The organism is Streptococcus mitis, assembly GCF_003942795.1.
GTDB classification, from domain to species: domain Bacteria; phylum Bacillota; class Bacilli; order Lactobacillales; family Streptococcaceae; genus Streptococcus; species Streptococcus mitis_BJ.
Genome location: NZ_RJNY01000002.1, coordinates 35245 through 53613 on the forward strand (window position 1 = coordinate 35245; position 18369 = coordinate 53613).

Consider the following 18369-nt stretch of genomic DNA (forward strand, 5'->3'; position numbering starts at 1 on the left):
TTGTGTAACTGCTTTTTTCAAATGGAGAAAGGGATGTCTGTTCGTTTTTTTTTCTTTGTATTGACAGGAACGAACAGGTGTGTTACAATCCTTTTTAGGAGGATGAAATTAGTGAAGAAAACTTTTTATAAAAAATTGGGGATTTCAATTGTTGCTAGTACTTCGTTAGCTAGTCAGCTACCGGCAGTATCTGCTTTGACTGTTATTTCAAGTACAGGCGAGGAGTATGAGGTAAGTGAAACATTACAAGAGAGTCCAGGAAATAGTAATTTTTCACTTCCGAATGTTTCACCAACTTATGGTTAATATTATACAAATCAGCCAGAAGTCATTATTGGTAAAAATGATTTAGTTAAGGTAAAAAACACTTTACAATATCCTTATTCTACATCAGCTTATGTAAAAGCAACATTCAAATTTAAAAATGCCGATTCAGTAGAAATAGGTACAGGTAGAGGAAGTGTTTCCTTTATCAAAGACAATGTTTTGATTACAGCAGCTCATGTCGTTTATGACCGTGAATCCAAAACAGAAGCGACTGAAGTAGAGATTATGCCTGCGGCTACTCCAGATAGTAATCCATTTGGTGAAATAAAAGTCAAAGAAGTTCGTTATTTAAAAGAATTTAGAAATACTGATCCAGATGAGCTTACTACCTATGACTTAGCAGTTTTAATTTTGGAAGAACCGATTGGTGCTCAATTGGGGACGTTAGGACTTCCAAGTAACTTAGAAAATACTAAAAATCTAGATGTAACAATTACAGGATACCCTTCTTTTAATAAGTTAATTAAGCAGATGTATACTGATACAAAAGCGGTACTTCAAGATACAAATGATTTTTTATTCTATCAAGTAGATACTTTGCGTGGTGCAAGCGGTTCAGCAGTATATGATTCTAATAATAGGGTTGTCGGAGTTCATACCAATGGGAGTGAGGCAGAACAGATGATTATGCTGTTAAGTTAAATGAGAAGGCTCTATCTTTCATCTACTCTGTTATTCAAGGGCATTCTATTGATGGTTGGAAATTGATTAGTGGTACTTGGTATTATTATAAGAATAGTACGAAACAAACAGGTTGGCAAAAGATAAATGATACTTGGTACTATCTAGATGCTTCTGGTAAGATGCTCACAGATTGGCAAAAAATATCCGGGGAGTGGTATTATTTTGAATCTTCTGGTGAAATGGCAACGGGGTGGAAATACCTCCGAGGCAAATGGTATTACTTAGATAAGAGCAATGGAGACATGAAGACTGGTTGGTACAAAGATGGCTCAACATGGTACTATCTAGATCCTTCTAATGGAGATATGAAAACCGGATGGATAAAAGTATCAGGTGAATGGTATTATCTCAATTCAAGTGGTGCTATGGTCACAGGTAGTCAGACGATTGATGGTAAAGTTTATAATTTCGCTTCATCTGGTGAGTGGATTTAATATCGGAGGGTATATAGATGAAAATTTTGAAAAAAATGTTGCAAGTTGGATTAACAGCATTTTTCTTTGGTTTGCTAGCTACAAATACTGTATTTGCGGATACCACAGGTGGCCAATTTGTTGATAAGGATAATAGAAAATATTATGTAAAAGATGATCATAAAGCAATCTATTGGCATAAAATAGACGGTAAAACTTACTATTTTGGTGATAAAGGAGAGATGGTTGTCGGTTGGCAATACTTAGAAATTCCTGGAACAGGTTATCGTGATGATTTATTTGATAATCGTCCAGTCTTCGAAATTGGCCTTGATCAGAAGTGGTACTATTTTGGACAAGATGGTGCTTTGCTAGAACAAATAGATAAACAAGTACTAGAGGCAAAAACGTCTGAAAATACAGGAAAAGTATACGGTGAACAATATCCTCTATCTGCTGAAAAGAGAACTTATTATTTTGATAATAATTATGCTGTAAAGACAGGCTGGATTTATGAAGACGGCAATTGGTATTATTTAAATAAGCTAGGAAATTTTGGCGATGATTCTTACAATCCACTACCAATTGGTGAAGTTGCTAAGGGTTGGACTCAAGATTTTCATGTTACTCTTGACATTGATAGAAGCAAACCTGCTCCATGGTATTACCTAGACCTAGAAACTGGCATTATGCGAACAGGCTGGCAATATTTAGGTAATAACTGGTACTACCTCCGTTCATCAGGAGCTATGGAGACAGGCTGGTATCAAGATGGTTCAACTTGGTATTATCTAGATGCTGAAAATGGTGATATGAAGACAGGCTGGGCTTATGTCGGTAACAAGTGGTACTATCTCCGTTCATCAGGAGCCATGGATACCGGTTGGTATCAGGAAGGTTCGACTTGGTACTACCTAAATGCAAGTAATGGCGATATGAAGACAGGTTGGTTCCAAGTCAATGGCAACTGGTACTATGCCTATAGCTCAGGTGCTTTAGCAGTGAATACGACCGTAGAAGGCTATTCGGTCAACTATAATGGCGAATGGGTCCAATAATGAAAGGGGCGATTGTGAAGGAAACAATCGCTTTTTTTGTGAAAATATAATAAAATAGATAGGAGGAAATACTACTGTATGAAAAGCAAGACGGTCTTTCCGTCTGGTTAAAGGAAAACATGATAAAAAAAGTTGGTGTCGGTCAGGCACACAGTAAGATAATTTTAATAGGGGAGCACGCTGTTGTATACGGTTATCCTGCCATTTCCCTACCTCTTTTAGAGGTGGAGGTGACATGTAAGGTTGTCCCTGCAGCGAGTCCTTGGCGCCTCTATGAGGAGGATACCTTGTCCATGGCGGTGTATGCCTCGTTAGAATATTTAGAGATTAAAGAGGCCTGCATTCGCTGTGTGATTGACTCAGCTATCCCTGAAAAACGGGGAATGGGTTCGTCAGCAGCTATCAGCATAGCAGCCATTCGAGCTGTTTTTGACTACTATCAAGCCGACCTGCCTCATGATGTACTAGAAATCTTGGTTAATCGGGCTGAGATGATTGCCCATATGAATCCGAGTGGTTTGGATGCCAAGACTTGCCTCAGTGACCAGCCCATTCGCTTTATCAAGAATGTTGGTTTTACAGAACTTGAGATGAACCTATCTGCCTATTTGGTGATTGCAGATACAGGTGTGTATGGTCACACTCGTGAAGCCATCCAAGTGGTTCAAAGCAAGGGGAAGGATGCCCTACCGTTTTTGCATGCCTTGGGAGAATTGACCCAGCAGGCAGAAGATGCGATTAGACAAAAAGATGCTAAAAAACTGGGACAAATCTTCAGTCAGGCGCATTTACATCTGAAAGAAATTGGTGTCAGTAGCCCTGAGGCAGATTCCCTCGTTGAAACGGCTCTGAGCTACGGTGCTCTGGGTGCCAAGATGAGTGGTGGTGGCCTAGGAGGTTGTATCATTGCCTTGGCAACCAATCTGGATCAAGCACAAGAACTAGCAAAACGATTAGAAGAGAAAGGAGCTGTTCAGACATGGATCGAAAGCCTGTAACAGTACGTTCCTACGCAAATATTGCCATTATCAAATACTGGGGAAAGAAAAAAGAAAAAGAGATGGTTCCTGCTACTAGCAGTATCTCTCTGACTTTGGAAAATATGTATACAGAGACGACCTTGTCGCCTCTACCAGCCCATGCGACAGCTGATGCCTTTTATATCAATGGTCAGCTCCAAAATGAGGCGGAGCATGCCAAGATGAGCAAAATCATTGACCGTTACCGTCCGGCTGGGGAAGGTTTTATCCGTATCGATACCCAAAACAATATGCCAACGGCAGCGGGTTTGTCCTCAAGTTCTAGCGGTTTGTCCGCCTTGGTCAAGGCTTGCAATGCCTATTTCCAGCTTGGTTTGGATCGGAGTCAGTTGGCTCAGGAGGCTAAGTTTGCCTCAGGCTCTTCTTCTCGGAGTTTTTATGGACCACTAGGTGCTTGGGATAAGGATAGTGGGGAAATCTACTCTGTTGATACAGACCTGAAACTAGCTATGATTATGTTGGTGCTAGAAGACAAGAAAAAACCAATCTCTAGCCGTGATGGGATGAAACTTTGTGTGGAAACTTCGACGACCTTTGATGACTGGGTGCGTCAGTCTGAGAAGGACTATCAGGATATGCTGCTTTATCTCAAGGAAAATGACTTTGCCAAGGTTGGGGAATTAACGGAGAAAAATGCCCTTGCTATGCACGCTACGACCAAAACAGCATCGCCAGCCTTTTCTTATCTAACGGATGCGACTTATGAAGCGATGGACTTCGTCCGTCAACTTCGTGAGCAAGGAGAGGCCTGCTACTTTACCATGGATGCTGGTCCCAATGTCAAGGTCCTCTGTCAGGAGAAAGACTTTGAGCATTTATCAGAAATCTTCGGGCAACGTTATCGCTTGATTGTGTCAAAAACAAAGGATTTGAGTCAAGTGATTGCTGTTAAAACTTGCGGAAAACTCTATTGGGCAGGTGAGTATGCTATTTTAGAGCCAGGGCAGTTGGCCTTGATAAAGGCGATACCTATCTATATGAAAGGGGAGATTGCCTTTTCTGATAGCTACCGTATCTATTCAGATATGTTTGATTTCTCAGTAGATTTGACGCCAAATCCTGACTACAGCTTGATTCAAGAAACGATTGCTTTAGTGGAAGATTTTCTCACTTACCATGGCAAGACCTTGCGCCCCTTTTCCTTGGAAATCCTTGGCAAAATGGAACGCGAAGGCAAAAAGTTTGGTCTGGGTTCTAGTGGTAGCGTCGTTGTCTTGGTGATCAAGGCCCTGCTGGCTCTATATGATATTACGGTTGATCCGGAACTCTTGTTCAAGCTGGCTAGCGCGGTCTTGCTCAAGCGAGGCGACAATGGTTCTATGGGAGACCTTGCCTGTATTGTGGCAGAGGATTTGGTTCTCTACCAGTCTTTTGATCGAAAGAAGATAGCTACGTGGTTGGAAGAAGAAAGCTTGGCGACAGTTTTGGAGCGTGATTGGGGCTTTTCTATCTCACAAGTAAAACCAGATCTAGAGTGTGATTTCCTAGTGGGATGGACCAAGGAAGTGGCCGTATCGAGTCAAATGGTTCAGCAAATCAAGCAAAACATAGGCCAGAATTTTTTAACTTCCTCAAAAGCAACGGTGATTGCTTTGGTAGAAGCCTTGGAGCAGGGGAATGCAGAAGAAATCATCAAGCAGGTAGAAACAGCCAGTCAACTTTTAGAAGGTTTGAGCCCAGATATTTACACGCCTTCACTGAGACAGTTGAAAGAAGCCAGTCAAGATTTGCAGGCTGTTGCCAAGAGTAGTGGTGCTGGTGGTGGTGACTGTGGGATTGCCTTGAGTTTTGATGAGCACTCAACTGAAACCTTAAAAAATCGCTGGGCCGATCTGGGGATTGAGCTCTTATATCAAGAAAGGATTGGACATGACGACAAATCGTAAGGACGAGCACATCCGCTATGCCCTTGAGCAAAAAAGTTCTTATAATAGCTTTGATGAGGTGGAGTTGATACATTCTTCCCTACCCCTTTACGACCTGGATGAGATTGATTTGTCGACAGAATTTGCAGGTCGCAAGTGGGACTTTCCTTTTTATATCAACGCCATGACGGGTGGAAGCGATAAGGGGAGAGAAATCAATCAAAAGCTGGCTCAGGTGGCAGAAACCTGCGGGATTTTGTTTGTGACGGGCTCTTATAGCGCAGCCCTCAAAGATCCAACAGATGACTCTTTTTCTGTCAAATCTAGCCATCCAAAGCTCCTTCTTGGAACCAATATTGGCTTGGACAAGACTGTTGAGTTAGGACTTCGGACTGTGCAAGAGATGAATCCACTTCTCCTCCAGGTGCATGTTAATGTTATGCAGGAATTACTCATGCCGGAGGGAGAAAGGAAGTTTCGAAGCTGGCAATCGCATCTAGCAGATTATAGCAAACAAATCCCCGTTCCTATTGTCCTAAAGGAAGTGGGGTTTGGGATGGATGTGAAGACCATTGAGAGAGCCTATGATCTGGGCGTTCGAACGGTTGACCTGTCAGGCCGTGGTGGCACCAGCTTTGCCTATATCGAAAACCGTCGCAGTGGTCAGCGTGATTACCTCAATCAATGGGGACAATCCACCATGCAAGCCCTTCTCAATGCCCAAGGCTGGAAAGACAAGGTCCAACTCTTGGTCAGCGGAGGCGTTCGAAATCCGCTGGATATGGTTAAGTGCCTGGTCTTTGGTGCCAAGGCTGTGGGATTGTCACGAACCGTTCTGGAATTGGTTGAAACCTACTCGGTAGAGGAAGTGATTAGCATCATCCAAGGCTGGAAAGAAGATCTGCGTTTGATCATGTGTGCCCTTAACTGTGCCACCATAGCGGATCTGCAAAACGTAGACTATATTCTTTATGGCAAACTAAAAGAAGCAAAAGATCAGATGTAGAGAGGTCGGGACAAGAATCCCGCCCTTTTTTGTAGCCTTCTGTCAACTGTGGTGAGTTGATGAAACCTAGCTTCTAAGAGCAATTTCTGTCCCGTCGCCTTTTTCCATCCTCAGACCGAGGTGACTTTTTTGAATTGTGATAAAATAGAAGGGAGAGGATGCAGCTATGAAAAAATTTCAAATCTTTTTATTTATTGAAGCCTGTCTGTTGACGGGAGCTCTGATTTTGATGGTATCAGAGCATTTTTCGCGTTTTCTGCTGATTCTGTTCCTCTTTTTTCTCTTGCTGCGCTATTATACAGGTAAAGAGGGAAATAACGTTTTCCTCCTTGTAGCGACTATTCTTTTCTTTTTCATCGTCATGCTCAATCCCTTTGTGATTCTAGCGATCTTTGTAGCGGTGATCTACAGTCTCTTTCTTCTCTATCCGATGATGAATCAAGAAAAAGAGGAGACTGACCTGGTTTTTGAAGAAGTCGTGACGGTAAAAAATGAACGCAATCCTTGGTTTGGCAATCTCCATCATTTCTCTAGTCGCCAGACCTGCCAATTTGATGATATCAACCTCTTTCGCCTCATGGGCAAGGACACCATTCATCTAGAAAGAGTTATCCTAACCAATCATGACAATGTCATTATCCTTAGAAAAATGGTCGGAACGACTAGGATTATCGTACCTGTAGATGTGGAAATCAGTCTCAGTGTCAACTGCCTCTATGGAGATTTAACTTTCCTCCATCAACCCAAGCGAGCCCTTCGTAATGAACACTATCATCAGGAAACCAGGGACTACCTCAAGAGTAACAAGAGCGTCAAAATTTTCCTAACCAGTATGATCGGAGATGTGGAGGTGGTTAGAGGATGAAAAAGCAATCCTATCTGTTAATCGGCCTGACTTCTTTCCTCTTTATCCTCTTTTTGGTCAATAGTCTGCTTGATATTCTCAATCTTGATTGGTCCTATTTGCTACAGGATATCGAGAAAACAGAGAAACTCATCTTCTTGATCTTGGTCTTTAGCCTTTCCATGACCTTCTTTTTTGTACTCTTTTGGCGCGTGATAGAAGAAGCCTCTCGCAGAAAAATGCAGGTTAATCTCAAGCGACTGCTAGCAGGAAAAGAGGTGGTTTCTTTTGCAGATCCAGACTTGGAAGCCAGTTTCCAATCCTTGTCTGGCAAGCTCAACCTCTTGACAGAAGCTATTCAAAAGGCTGAAAATCAAAGTCTGGTCAGGGAAGAAACAATCATTGAGAAAGAACGGAAGCGGATTGCACGTGACTTGCACGATACAGTTAGTCAGGAGTTGTTTGCAGCCCATATGATTTTATCAGGTGTCAGTCAGCAGGCTTTGAAGCTGGATAGAGAAAAGATGCAGACCCAGTTGCAAAGTGTCGCAGCCATCCTTGAAACAGCCCAGAAAGATCTACGGGTCTTGCTCTTGCATTTGCGACCAGTTGAGTTAGAAGAAAAGAGTCTGGTTGAGGGGATTCAAATCCTCTTAAAAGAGCTTGAGGACAAGAGTGATCTCAAGGTCAGTCTCAAGCAAAATGTAACTAAATTGCCCAAGAAGATTGAAGAGCATATCTTCCGTATATTACAGGAGTTGATCAGCAATACCCTTCGCCATGCCCAAGCTTCTTGTCTAGATGTATATCTCTATCAGACAGATGTTGAATTGCAGCTTAAGGTGGTGGACAATGGGATTGGCTTCCAGTTAGGGAGCTTAGACGACTTGAGTTATGGACTGCGAAACATCAAGGAGCGGGTTGAAGATATGGCAGGAACGGTTCAACTTTTGACAGCTCCAAAGCAAGGACTGGCGGTTGATATCCGTATTCCCCTGCTAGACAAGGAATCATAAAGGAGTAGAGATGAAAATTTTACTGGTAGATGACCATGAAATGGTCCGATTGGGCTTGAAAAGCTACTTTGACCTCCAAGACGATGTAGAAGTTGTGGGCGAGGCGGCCAATGGGTCTCAAAGTATTGAGTTAGCCTTGGAACTCCGTCCAGATGTCATTGTCATGGATATCGTCATGCCTGAGATGAATGGGATTGATGCTACCTTGGCCATCCTCAAAGAATGGCCCGAAGCCAAGATATTGATTGTCACATCTTACTTGGACAATGAAAAAATCATGCCAGTCTTGAATGCTGGTGCCAAAGGATATATGCTAAAGACTTCTAGTGCAGACGAGCTACTCCATGCCGTTCGTAAGGTGGCTGCTGGGGAGCTGGCTATTGAGCAAGAGGTCAGCAAGAAGGTCGAATACCACCGCAATCATATCGAACTTCATGAGGATCTGACTGCGCGTGAGCGAGATGTGCTTCAACTCATCGCCAAGGGCTATGAAAATCAGCGCATTGCAGATGAACTCTTTATCTCCCTAAAGACGGTCAAGACCCATGTGTCCAACATCCTAGCCAAGCTTGAGGTCAGCGATCGCACCCAGGCTGTGGTCTATGCCTTTCAACACCACTTGGTCGGGCAGGAGGATTTTTAGATGAATCTTATAGATTTACTTGTGGAGCTAGAAGCGGGAAAAGACCCTGAGAAAGCAGGCCCAATGGAAGACTATATGCGCCATCAATTTCCCTTTCTAGGGATTGCAGGTCCTGAAAGAAATGCCCTCTATAAAAAGTATTTTCCAAGCGCGAAAAAAACAAAGATGATTGATTGGGATTTTGTAGACACCTGCTGGGAAAAGGAACCTAGAGAATACCAGTATGTGGCTGCCAACTATTTGAAAACCATGCAGTCTTATCTAAAGAAGGACGATTTGCCTAAGCTTGAGCGTCTGGTCGTGACCAAGTCTTGGTGGGACACGGTAGATATCCTAGATCGAGTAGTAGGAAGTTTGGTGGCTAACCATCCGGAACTTGAAGAAGTGCTTTTAAAATGGAGCCTATCAGACAATATCTGGCTGAGACGAGTCGCTATTGACCACCAGTTGTTAAGAAAAGAGAAAACAAATGTCCAACTGATGGAAAAGATCCTGCTCAACAATCTGGACCAGACAGAATTTTTTATCAACAAAGCCATCGGTTGGGCCCTAAGAGACTACTCTAAAACCAATCCCGAATGGGTAGCACGTTTTATTGAAAAAAATAAGAAGAGAATGTCTGAACTTAGTATCAAGGAAGCGAGCAAGTACCTCTAGCACTATTGAAAAGCGCATTCATTACTTGAAAAAAGTCGCTATTATATGGTATAATGGACTGTATTAAAAATTTTAAGGAGAAATGACAGAATGTCTGTATCATTTGAAAACAAAGAAACAAACCGTGGTGTCTTGACTTTCACAATCTCTCAAGACCAAATCAAACCAGAATTGGACCGTGTATTTAACTCAGTAAAGAAAACTCTTAACGTTCCTGGTTTCCGTAAAGGTCACCTTCCACGCCCTATCTTCGACCAAAAATTTGGTGAAGAAGCTCTTTATCAAGATGCAATGAACGCTCTTTTGCCAAACGCTTATGAAGCTGCAGTAAAAGAAGCTGGTCTTGAAGTGGTTGCGCAACCAAAAATCGATGTGACTTCAATGGAAAAAGGTCAAGACTGGGTTATCACAGCTGAAGTCGTGACAAAACCTGAAGTAAAATTGGGTGACTACAAAAACCTTGAAGTATCAGTTGATGTAGAAAAAGAAGTAACTGACGCTGACGTTGAAGAACGTATCGAACGCGAACGCAACAACTTGGCTGAATTGGTTATCAAAGAAGGCGCTGCTGAAAATGGCGACACTGTTGTGATTGACTTCGTTGGTTCTATCGACGGTGTTGAATTTGACGGTGGGAAAGGTGAAAACTTCTCACTTGGACTTGGATCAGGTCAATTTATCCCTGGTTTTGAAGACCAATTGGTTGGACACTTAGCTGGTGAAACTGTTGATGTTATCGTAACATTCCCAGAAGACTACCAAGCAGAAGACCTTGCAGGTAAAGAAGCTAAATTCGTGACAACTATCCACGAAGTAAAAGCTAAAGAAGTTCCAGCTCTTGATGATGAACTTGCAAAAGATATCGACGAAGAAGTGGAAACTCTTGACGAATTGAAAGAAAAATACCGCAAAGAATTGATTGCTGCGAAAGAAGAAGCATACAAAGATGCCGTTGAAGGTGCAGCAATCGATAAAGCTGTAGAAAACGCTGAAATCGTAGAACTTCCAGAAGAAATGATCCATGAAGAAGTTCACCGTTCAGTAAATGAATTCCTTGGAAACTTGCAACGTCAAGGAATCAACCCTGACATGTACTTCCAAATCACTGGAACTACTCAAGAAGACCTTCACAAACAATACGAAGCAGAAGCTGAGTCACGTACGAAGACTAACCTTGTTATCGAAGCAGTTGCCAAAGCTGAAGGATTTGACGCTTCAGAAGAAGAAATCCAAAAAGAAATTGAGCAATTGGCAGCAGACTACAACATGGAAGTTGCACAAGTTCAAAACTTGCTTTCAGCTGACATGTTGAAACACGATATCACTATCAAAAAAGCAGTTGAATTGATCACAAGCACTGCAACAGTTAAATAATCTTAAAAGAGAAAAAGCCCACCTGACTAGGTGGGCTTTCTGCCGCACTATTTTTCAAAAATCTCTTTGAGATCTGTATCTGTAATCCCAATCATGGCTGGAATACTAGACCAGTTTTCTTCGGTGAGGATGTAGGATTGTTCAGAGTCACTTGATGTGGCAGTTTCAGAGAAGGCTTGTTTGCTTTCTTCAATATTAGTTTCAATTAAATCACTGAAACGTTCAATCAGATAGGTCTTGCGAGCAGTTCCAATATGTTTGACTGCATAGTCGAAGGCCTGTAATTCACCTAGTAAGATGAGTTTGCTTTTGGCACGTGTAATGGCTGTGTAGATGAGGTTTCGCTCCAGCATACGTCGGCTAGCACTGGTGATGGGCAGGATGACAACAGGAAACTCACTTCCCTGAGATTTATGGATACTCATGGCGTAGGCTAGTCGAATCTTGTACCATTCGTTACGTGGGTAGATGACCTCATTGCCATCAAAATCAATGACAATCTCGTCTTGTTTGGACTCGGTGTATTTTCCAGGAATCAGGTCTGTGATGTAGCCTAGGTCTCCATTAAAGACATTGACTTCGGCGTCGTTGACTAGGTGAATCACCTTGTCCCCTGTTCGATAGTGAAACTGAGTTGCTTCAAAGCTAACTTGGTCTTTTTGAGGAGGATTGAGCAGGTCTTGCATGAGTTGGTTGATAGCATCAATGCCTGCAGTCCCTCGATACATAGGCGCTAGCACCTGAATATCTCTAGCCGGAATGCCACTTCTGAGGGCAGCACCAAGAATTTTCTCAATCGTAGCTGGGATATGGCCACTAGCGATTTCAAAGTAGGAGCGATCAGCTTTTTTCTGGGTGAAATCTGCTGGCAAGATGCCTTGTCGAATCTGACTAGCCAAGGTGACGATAGTTGATTCTTCGCTTTGTCGATAAATTTTTTCTAAACGAGTCTGCGAAATCAGGGGGATCTGGAGCAGGTCAGCCAGGACTTGTCCGGGACTAACAGAAGGCAACTGGTCGCTATCGCCCACGATGAGAATTTTACTGTTAGAAGAAATGTTGGAGAAGAGTTGGTTGGCTAGCCAAGTATCCACCATGGAAAACTCATCTACAATGATAAAGTCGGCATCCAGATAATCTTCCAGATGGCTGGTATCATCGTCGCCTGTCATTCCCAAGTGGCGGTGTATAGTAGCGCTAGGCAAACCTGTTAATTCGTTCATACGGCGGGCTGCTCGGCCAGTTGGAGCTGCTAGAAGAATAGGTAGGTTGCTTTTTTTCCTGAGGTCAAGTCCTTCTAAGAGGGCATAGACAGCGATAATCCCATTGATAACAGTCGTCTTACCTGTACCAGGCCCACCTGATAGGATAAAGACCTTGTTCTGGATAGCGTCACAGATAGCCTGTTTTTGGATGCTATCGTATTGAATACCCAGTTCTTCCTCAACACTAGCGATATGCTTTTGAATGGTTTCCAAATCATGACTCTTTTGTTTTCCTTTTTCAAGGATACGAACCAAGTGACTGCGGATGCCTTCTTCGGCGAAAAAGAGGCTGTTATCAAAGATTTTAGTATCAATCTGCTGAACCTTATCTTCTTCAATCAGATGAGATAATTCATGAGCTACTTGGCTGGGATCGAGTTCCACGGGACGGGAAGACTCGAGGAGAGTAAGTGTCTGTTCCAGCAAATCTCGGGCTTCCATATAGGTATCGCCTGTATCCATACATCCCTGAAAAAGACTGTGGACAAGGCCAGCACGGAAGCGTTCAGGAGCTTGACTTTCGATGCCTAGTTCGGCAGCTAATTGGTCGGCGATGGTAAAACCCAAGCCTTTGATATCCTCGACCAGCTGGTAGGGATAATTTTCAACTACATCAAGAGTTTCTTCCTTGTAAAAGTCTTGAATCTGAAAGGCTAGTTTATTGGGAATGCCGTAGTTGGCCAGTTTTGCCAAGACCATCTCGGTTCCGTAGTTAAGACGAAGGGTGGAAACAAAAGCCTCACGGTTTTTGGCAGAGAGTCCTGCAATGCTTTCCAGCTTTTCAGGATGTTCCAGAATTTCGTCAATGGTATTTTCGCCATACGTATCCACGATTTTCTGAGCTGTTTTGAGTCCAATTCCTTTGAAATGGCTACTAGAAAAGTACTTGACTAGCCCATTTTTAGTTGGTTTTGCCCGCTCATAACGGCTGATCTGAAGCTGTTCCCCATACTTGGAGTGCTGAACGATTTGCCCCCAAAAAGTGTAGTCTTCCCCTTCAATCACGTCCGCCATGGTTCCTGTAACGATGATTTCAAAATCGTCAAAGTCCTCTGCATTGGTATCCTCGATATCTAGGAGGAGGATGCGATAAAAATTACTGGGATTTTCAAAAATAATCCGTTCAATGGTGCCTGAAAAATAAACTTCCATAGGTTTCCTTTACATGAGTTTGTGAGAATTGGTCTCTTGGCCACTTTGAAAAGCTAGATGACGAAAAGGTTTTTCTCGCAATAGAAAAAGAGACTGAGACTTAGCGTTCTCGGCCTCTTCCTTATCTTAAAAAGTTCCGATACGGTTAAGTGGCCAGAAACGGAATTTTGCTTCGCCCTTGATATCGCTGGCCTTGAAGGTGCCGACATGGCGGCTGTCGCTAGAGACTAGACGATCGTCACCAAGGAGAAGATACTCGCCTTGAGGGACAGTAAAGCTGAAGCTGGTGTTGGAATTGACATCGACCGTAAAGGCTTGTGCTTTTTGAGCAAGTTCTCTAAAGTAAACTCCCTTATTGCCTTCAAATCCTTTGCCAGTATAGGTATTTTGCAACTTTTCTGTTTTGAACAAGTTGAGGTATTCAGCTAGGTAGGGTTCATCCGTTTCTTTATCGTTGATAAAGAGTTTGTCATTTTCGTAGCGGATGGTATCTCCAGGCATACCGATAACCCTTTTGACTATGTCTTTATTTCCGTCTTCCTCGTGCGCAACCACGATATCGAAGCGGTCAATTGGGAGGTGTTTAACAACGAAGAGAACTTCTCCGTCGGCTAGGGTAGGGTCCATAGAGTGTCCTTCCACACGGACATTGCTCCAAAGAAAGATACGGCTAAGACCGACCAGTGCGATAATCAGGAAGAAAACTCCCCATTCTTTTAGAAATGTTTTAAACGAATTCATAATTTACCTTTCTAGAAGTGCTTTGGCTTTTTCAGTGTTTTTAAAATGCAATTTGGCGCAGAAATGAAGTCCCTTCATACCATAGGCTTGAAGGATTTTGCTAGCAACCTTATCAGATGCAGTTCCAGCGCCACTTGGAAGTTGATAGCCCAGTTCTCGTCCTAGATTTTCCAAGTTTTCGAGGAAGAGATCCCGCGCGATGATGGAGCTAACCGCAACAGCCAGGTATTTGCCCTCGGCTTTTTCTTCCAAAGTGATCTTGTTTGGAAAACGGTTGGCTTCCTGCGCCAAGTACTTGTCATAGTTTTTAGCGCTTGTAAAAGCATCAATCACGATTTTTTCTGGCTGGACTCCTTTTTGAAGCAGGAGAAAGATAGCCTGATTGTGAAGGGCAACCTTTACAGAAACAGCATTGTAACGCTCTCCGATAACTTCGTTGTACTTGCTCGGTGAAAGTAGGAGAGCTTGATGCTGGATTTTCTCCTTGAGGATAGGGGCAAGCTGACGAATCTTTTGGTCGGTCAGAGTCTTGGAATCCCCCACGCCGAGTTTTCGCAAGAAGTCGTGCTGGTCAGGTGTCACGAAGGAAGCCACGACAGCCAACCCGCCAAAGTAGGAACCATTTCCCACCTCATCAGTCCCAATCATAGGAAAATCTTGTCCCCTGGTTTCCTCTACAACTTGATAGCCAAAGAAACTAGTGTATTGCTCAGCCATTTCGCCCTGGAGGAGAACTTTTCCAGAAGTATAGATGGAAACCGTTGCCTGAGGGAAGCGCAAAAAATAGCGAATATAAGGATTTTTACTAGGACTGAGAGCCTTCTGATACTGACTTAAAAAGCTCTGAATTTCCTGTTCACTTGGTGTGAGTGTGATACTTGCCATAGTCTCTATTGTACCACAAAAGCAGGAGAATTGGTAAAAACTGACAAAGTTAGCGAAATTTGGTATAATATCGTGAGGTGAATTTTATGGCAAATCTAAATCGATATAAGTTTACATTCGGGAAAAAGACATTAACCTTGACAACCGAGCATGACAACCTCTTTATGGAGGAAATTGCCAAGGTTGCGACTGAAAAATACCAAGCAATTAAAGAACAAATGCCTGGGGCGGATGATGAGACCATTGCGCTTCTTTTGGCGGTCAACTGTCTGTCTACACAGCTCAATCGTGAAATTGAATTTGATGACAAGGAGCAAGAGTTGTTAGAACTCCGTCACAAGTTGATTGCTGTTAAACAAGAACAGAGCAAGATTGAGGACTCCCTATGATTTCAATCCTACTCTTATTGGTTCTGGCTTGGGGCTTTTACATCGGCTACCGTAGAGGTTTGGTCCTGCAAGTTTATTATTTCCTCGTGGCAGTGATTTCAGCCTTTGTTGCGGGACAGTTTTATAAATCATTGGGAGATCACTTCCACTTACTTGTCCCTTATGCCAATCCTCAGGAAGGACAGGGCACCTTTTTCTTCCCTTCAGACCAGCTGTTTCATCTAGACAAGGTCTTTTATGCAGGTCTAGCCTATCTTCTAGTTTTTGGGATTTGCTACACTATCGGACGTTTTATCGGTTTATTCCTGCACTTGATTCCAACTAAAAAGCTTGATGTCAAATGGTTGCGTATCGGATCAGGCCTTTTGTCTCTATTGGTAACCTTATTTGTCTTGCAAATGGCTCTGACCATCCTTGCAACAGTGCCTCTGGCAGTCATTCAAAATTCACTCGAAAAAAGTATAGTAGCCAAACACATCATCCAAAGTGTCCCTTTTACGACAAACCTTATCAAACAACTCTGGGTGACAAATTTAATCGGATAAAAAGGGCGGGATTTTTCCTAGCCCTTTGTTTACAGATTGGACGACTAGGTCAAAACCTCTAGTTGCTATAATCTTGTAAACCAGTATACAAGGAAAAAATATGAATACAAAAATACTAGAAACCTTAGAATTTAATAAAATCAAAGCCTTGTTTGAACCGCATCTCTTGACAGAACAAGGATTAGAGGAGCTAAAAGGCTTGGCTCCAACTGCTAAGGTGGATAAGATCAAACAAGCCTTTACAGAGATGGAGGAAATGCAAGCTCTATTTGTGGAGCAACCTCACTTTACCATCCTAGCGACGCGTGAGATATCAGCGGTTTGTAAGCGTCTGGAGATGGGAGCAGACCTCAATATCGGGGAGTTCCTGCTCCTCAAACGGGTCTTGCTGGCTAGCAGAGAGTTGCAAGGCTTTTATACCAATCTCGAAAACGTACGCTTGGAGCAGTTGGCGAGATGGTTTGAAAAACTGCATGAGTTTCCACACTTGCAAGGAAGTCTCCAAGCTCTAAATGATGCAGGATTTATCGAAAATTTCGCCAGTGAAGAGCTAGCACGCATCCGTCGGAAAATCCATGATAGCGAGAGTCAAGTTCGAGATGTCTTGCAAGACTTACTTAAACAAAAATCTCAGATGTTGACGGAAGGTATTATCGCTAGCAGAAATGGCCGTCAAGTTTTACCAGTAAAGAACACCTATCGCAATAAGATTGCAGGTGTTGTCCATGACATCTCTGCCAGTGGAAACACGGTCTACATCGAGCCACGTGAGGTCGTGAAACTGAGCGAAGAAATCGCTAGTCTGCGAGCTGACGAACGCTATGAGATGATTCGCATCCTGCAGGAACTATCGGAACGGGTTCGTCCTCATGCTGCTGAGGTTGCTAATGACGCTTGGATCATCGGCCATCTGGATCTGATTCGTGCCAAGGTACGTTTCATCCAAGAAAGACAAGCAGTCGTTCCTCAACTTTCAGAGAATCAAGAGATTCAACTCCTTCATGTTCGCCATCCTTTGGTCAAAAATGCTGTTGCAAACGATGTACACTTTGGTAAGGAATTAACAGCCATTGTCATTACAGGTCCCAATACTGGTGGGAAGACCATCATGCTCAAAACTCTGGGCTTGACTCAACTCATGGCCCAATCTGGATTGCCCATTCTAGCTGACAAGGGGAGCCGTGTCGGTATTTTCGAGGAAATCTTCGCGGATATTGGCGATGAGCAGTCTATCGAACAAAGCTTGTCTACCTTCTCCAGCCACATGACCAATATCGTAGATATTCTTGGCAAGGTCAATCAGCACTCGCTCTTGTTACTAGATGAGCTTGGGGCAGGTACCGATCCGCAGGAAGGAGCAGCCCTTGCTATGGCTATTCTGGAGTATCTTCGTCTGCGTCAGGTCAAGACTATGGCGACGACCCACTATCCAGAGCTCAAGGCCTACGGTATCGAAACAGCCTTTGTGCAAAATGCCAGTATGGAGTTTGATACAGCCAGCCTGCGTCCGACCTATCGCTTTATGCAGGGAGTTCCTGGTCGAAGCAATGCCTTTGAAATTGCAAAACGTCTGGGCTTGTCAGATGTCATCGTAGGAGATGCCAGCCAGCAGGTCAATCAAGATAATGATGTCAACCGTATCATTGAGCAATTAGAAGAGCAAACGCTTGAAAGTCGCAAACGCTTGGACAATATCCGTGAGGTGGAGCAAGAAAACCTCAAGATGAACCGAGCACTCAAAAAACTTTACAACGAACTCAATCGCGAGAAGGAAACTGAGCTCAACAAGGCGCGTGAACAAGCTGCTGAAATTGTGGAACTCGCTCTAAATGAGAGTGACCAGATTCTCAAGAATCTTCACAGTAAGTCTCAACTCAAACCCCACGAAATCATTGAAGCCAAGGCTGAGCTGAAAAAACTGGCTCCTGAAAAAGTCGACTTGTCTAAAAACAAGGTCCTTCAAAAGGCCAAGAAAAAACGAGCTCCGAAGGTGGGGGATGATATTGTGGTCCTCAGTTATGGACAACGTGGAACCTTGACCAATCAACTTAAGGACGGCCGTTGGGAAGCCCAAGTTGGTTTGATCAAGATGACCTTGGAAGAGAAAGAATTTGACCTTGTTCAGGCCCAGCAAGAAGCCCCAGTCAAGAAAAAACAAGTCAATGTCGTGAAACGTGCATCTGGTCGTGGCCCACAAGCCAGACTGGATCTTCGTGGCAAACGGTACGAAGAGGCCATGAATGAGCTGGACGCCTTTATCGACCAAGCCCTGCTCAATAACATGGCGCAAGTCGACATCATCCACGGTATCGGTACGGGAGTCATCCGTGAGGGCGTCACCAAATACCTGCAAAGAAACAAGCATGTCAAGAGTTTCGGCTATGCTCCACAAAATGCTGGAGGCAGTGGCGCCACCATTGTAACCTTTAAAGGATAGAGAGAAGAAGGATTCACTCTTTCTGAAA

At 43.4% G+C, this 18369-nt stretch carries 17 protein-coding genes and 2 pseudogenes; 16 read left to right on the plus strand and 3 right to left on the minus strand.

What is annotated here, in order from left to right:
* Positions 1-102: 102 nt before the first annotated feature.
* The 13 genes and pseudogenes from D8847_RS10605 to tig all read left to right on the plus strand — a co-directional run bounded on the left by D8847_RS10605 (position 103) and on the right by tig (position 10927).
* A complete protein-coding gene (locus tag D8847_RS10605; protein WP_260467751.1) occupies positions 103-306 on the plus strand; it encodes a hypothetical protein in 204 nt (67 codons plus the stop codon).
* 180 nt (positions 307-486) lie between these two features.
* Entirely contained in the window at positions 487-969 is a 483-nt protein-coding gene (locus tag D8847_RS10735; protein ID WP_260467752.1) for a trypsin-like serine peptidase, read from the plus strand.
* 53 nt (positions 970-1022) lie between these two features.
* Positions 1023-1445, plus strand: a pseudogene (locus D8847_RS10740) (choline-binding protein G); the annotation flags it as partial.
* A gap of 17 nt (positions 1446-1462) precedes the next feature.
* A complete protein-coding gene (cbpC, locus tag D8847_RS01230; protein WP_125840335.1) occupies positions 1463-2482 on the plus strand; it encodes a choline-binding protein CbpC in 1020 nt (339 codons plus the stop codon).
* Between the two features lie 119 nt (positions 2483-2601).
* Positions 2602-3480: a mevalonate kinase gene (gene mvk, locus D8847_RS01235; protein ID WP_125840336.1), complete on the plus strand. Its 879-nt coding sequence runs from the start codon at positions 2602-2604 to the stop codon at positions 3478-3480.
* Positions 3462-4397, plus strand: a pseudogene (gene mvaD, locus D8847_RS01240) (diphosphomevalonate decarboxylase); the annotation flags it as partial. The gene mvk and the pseudogene mvaD, both read left to right, overlap by 19 nt.
* 3 nt (positions 4398-4400) lie before the next feature.
* The gene (locus tag D8847_RS01245; protein ID WP_125840434.1) at positions 4401-5408 is read left to right on the plus strand and encodes a phosphomevalonate kinase; all 1008 of its coding nucleotides are present in this window, start codon (positions 4401-4403) and stop codon (positions 5406-5408) included.
* Positions 5392-6393, plus strand: a complete 1002-nt coding sequence (gene fni / locus D8847_RS01250; RefSeq protein WP_125840337.1) for a type 2 isopentenyl-diphosphate Delta-isomerase — start codon at positions 5392-5394, stop codon at positions 6391-6393. The genes D8847_RS01245 and fni overlap by 17 nt, the downstream gene beginning before the upstream one ends.
* Before the next feature lie 166 nt (positions 6394-6559).
* Positions 6560-7258 carry a cell wall-active antibiotics response protein LiaF gene (gene liaF, locus D8847_RS01255; RefSeq protein WP_125840338.1) on the plus strand — a complete coding sequence of 233 codons (699 nt, stop codon included), beginning with the start codon at positions 6560-6562 and terminating at the stop codon, positions 7256-7258.
* Positions 7255-8253 (plus strand): sensor histidine kinase, encoded by a 999-nt coding sequence (locus D8847_RS01260; protein ID WP_125840339.1) that lies wholly within the window; start codon positions 7255-7257, stop codon positions 8251-8253. The genes liaF and D8847_RS01260 overlap by 4 nt, the downstream gene beginning before the upstream one ends.
* 10 nt (positions 8254-8263) lie before the next feature.
* Positions 8264-8896 carry a response regulator transcription factor gene (locus D8847_RS01265; protein ID WP_125840340.1) on the plus strand — a complete coding sequence of 211 codons (633 nt, stop codon included), beginning with the start codon at positions 8264-8266 and terminating at the stop codon, positions 8894-8896.
* Positions 8897-9553: a DNA alkylation repair protein gene (locus D8847_RS01270; RefSeq protein WP_125840341.1), complete on the plus strand. Its 657-nt coding sequence runs from the start codon at positions 8897-8899 to the stop codon at positions 9551-9553.
* Between the two features lie 90 nt (positions 9554-9643).
* Complete coding sequence (tig, locus tag D8847_RS01275; RefSeq protein WP_125840342.1) at positions 9644-10927, plus strand: trigger factor; 1284 nt, start codon at positions 9644-9646, stop codon at positions 10925-10927.
* Positions 10928-10974: 47 nt separating this feature from the next.
* On the opposite strand, the gene D8847_RS01280 is transcribed toward tig, so the two are convergent.
* The 3 genes from D8847_RS01280 to rnhC form a co-directional block, all read right to left on the minus strand.
* Positions 10975-13344 carry an ATP-dependent RecD-like DNA helicase gene (locus D8847_RS01280; protein ID WP_125840343.1) on the minus strand — a complete coding sequence of 790 codons (2370 nt, stop codon included), beginning with the start codon at positions 13342-13344 and terminating at the stop codon, positions 10975-10977.
* Positions 13345-13470: 126 nt separating this feature from the next.
* Positions 13471-14085 (minus strand): signal peptidase I, encoded by a 615-nt coding sequence (gene lepB / locus D8847_RS01285; protein WP_125388672.1) that lies wholly within the window; start codon positions 14083-14085, stop codon positions 13471-13473.
* Positions 14086-14088: 3 nt separating this feature from the next.
* Entirely contained in the window at positions 14089-14970 is an 882-nt protein-coding gene (gene rnhC, locus D8847_RS01290) for a ribonuclease HIII (protein WP_125840344.1), read from the minus strand.
* A gap of 86 nt (positions 14971-15056) precedes the next feature.
* On the opposite strand from rnhC, the gene zapA reads away from it, so the two are divergent.
* The 3 genes from zapA (at position 15057) to D8847_RS01305 (ending at position 18341) form a co-directional block, all read left to right on the plus strand.
* Positions 15057-15359, plus strand: coding sequence for a cell division protein ZapA (gene zapA, locus D8847_RS01295; protein ID WP_000002028.1), 303 nt, complete (start codon positions 15057-15059; stop codon positions 15357-15359).
* Entirely contained in the window at positions 15356-15904 is a 549-nt protein-coding gene (locus D8847_RS01300; protein WP_000623539.1) for a CvpA family protein, read from the plus strand. Before zapA ends, D8847_RS01300 begins: the two co-directional genes overlap by 4 nt.
* A 100-nt stretch (positions 15905-16004) precedes the next feature.
* Positions 16005-18341 carry an endonuclease MutS2 gene (locus D8847_RS01305; protein WP_125840345.1) on the plus strand — a complete coding sequence of 779 codons (2337 nt, stop codon included), beginning with the start codon at positions 16005-16007 and terminating at the stop codon, positions 18339-18341.
* Positions 18342-18369 lie beyond the last annotated feature (28 nt).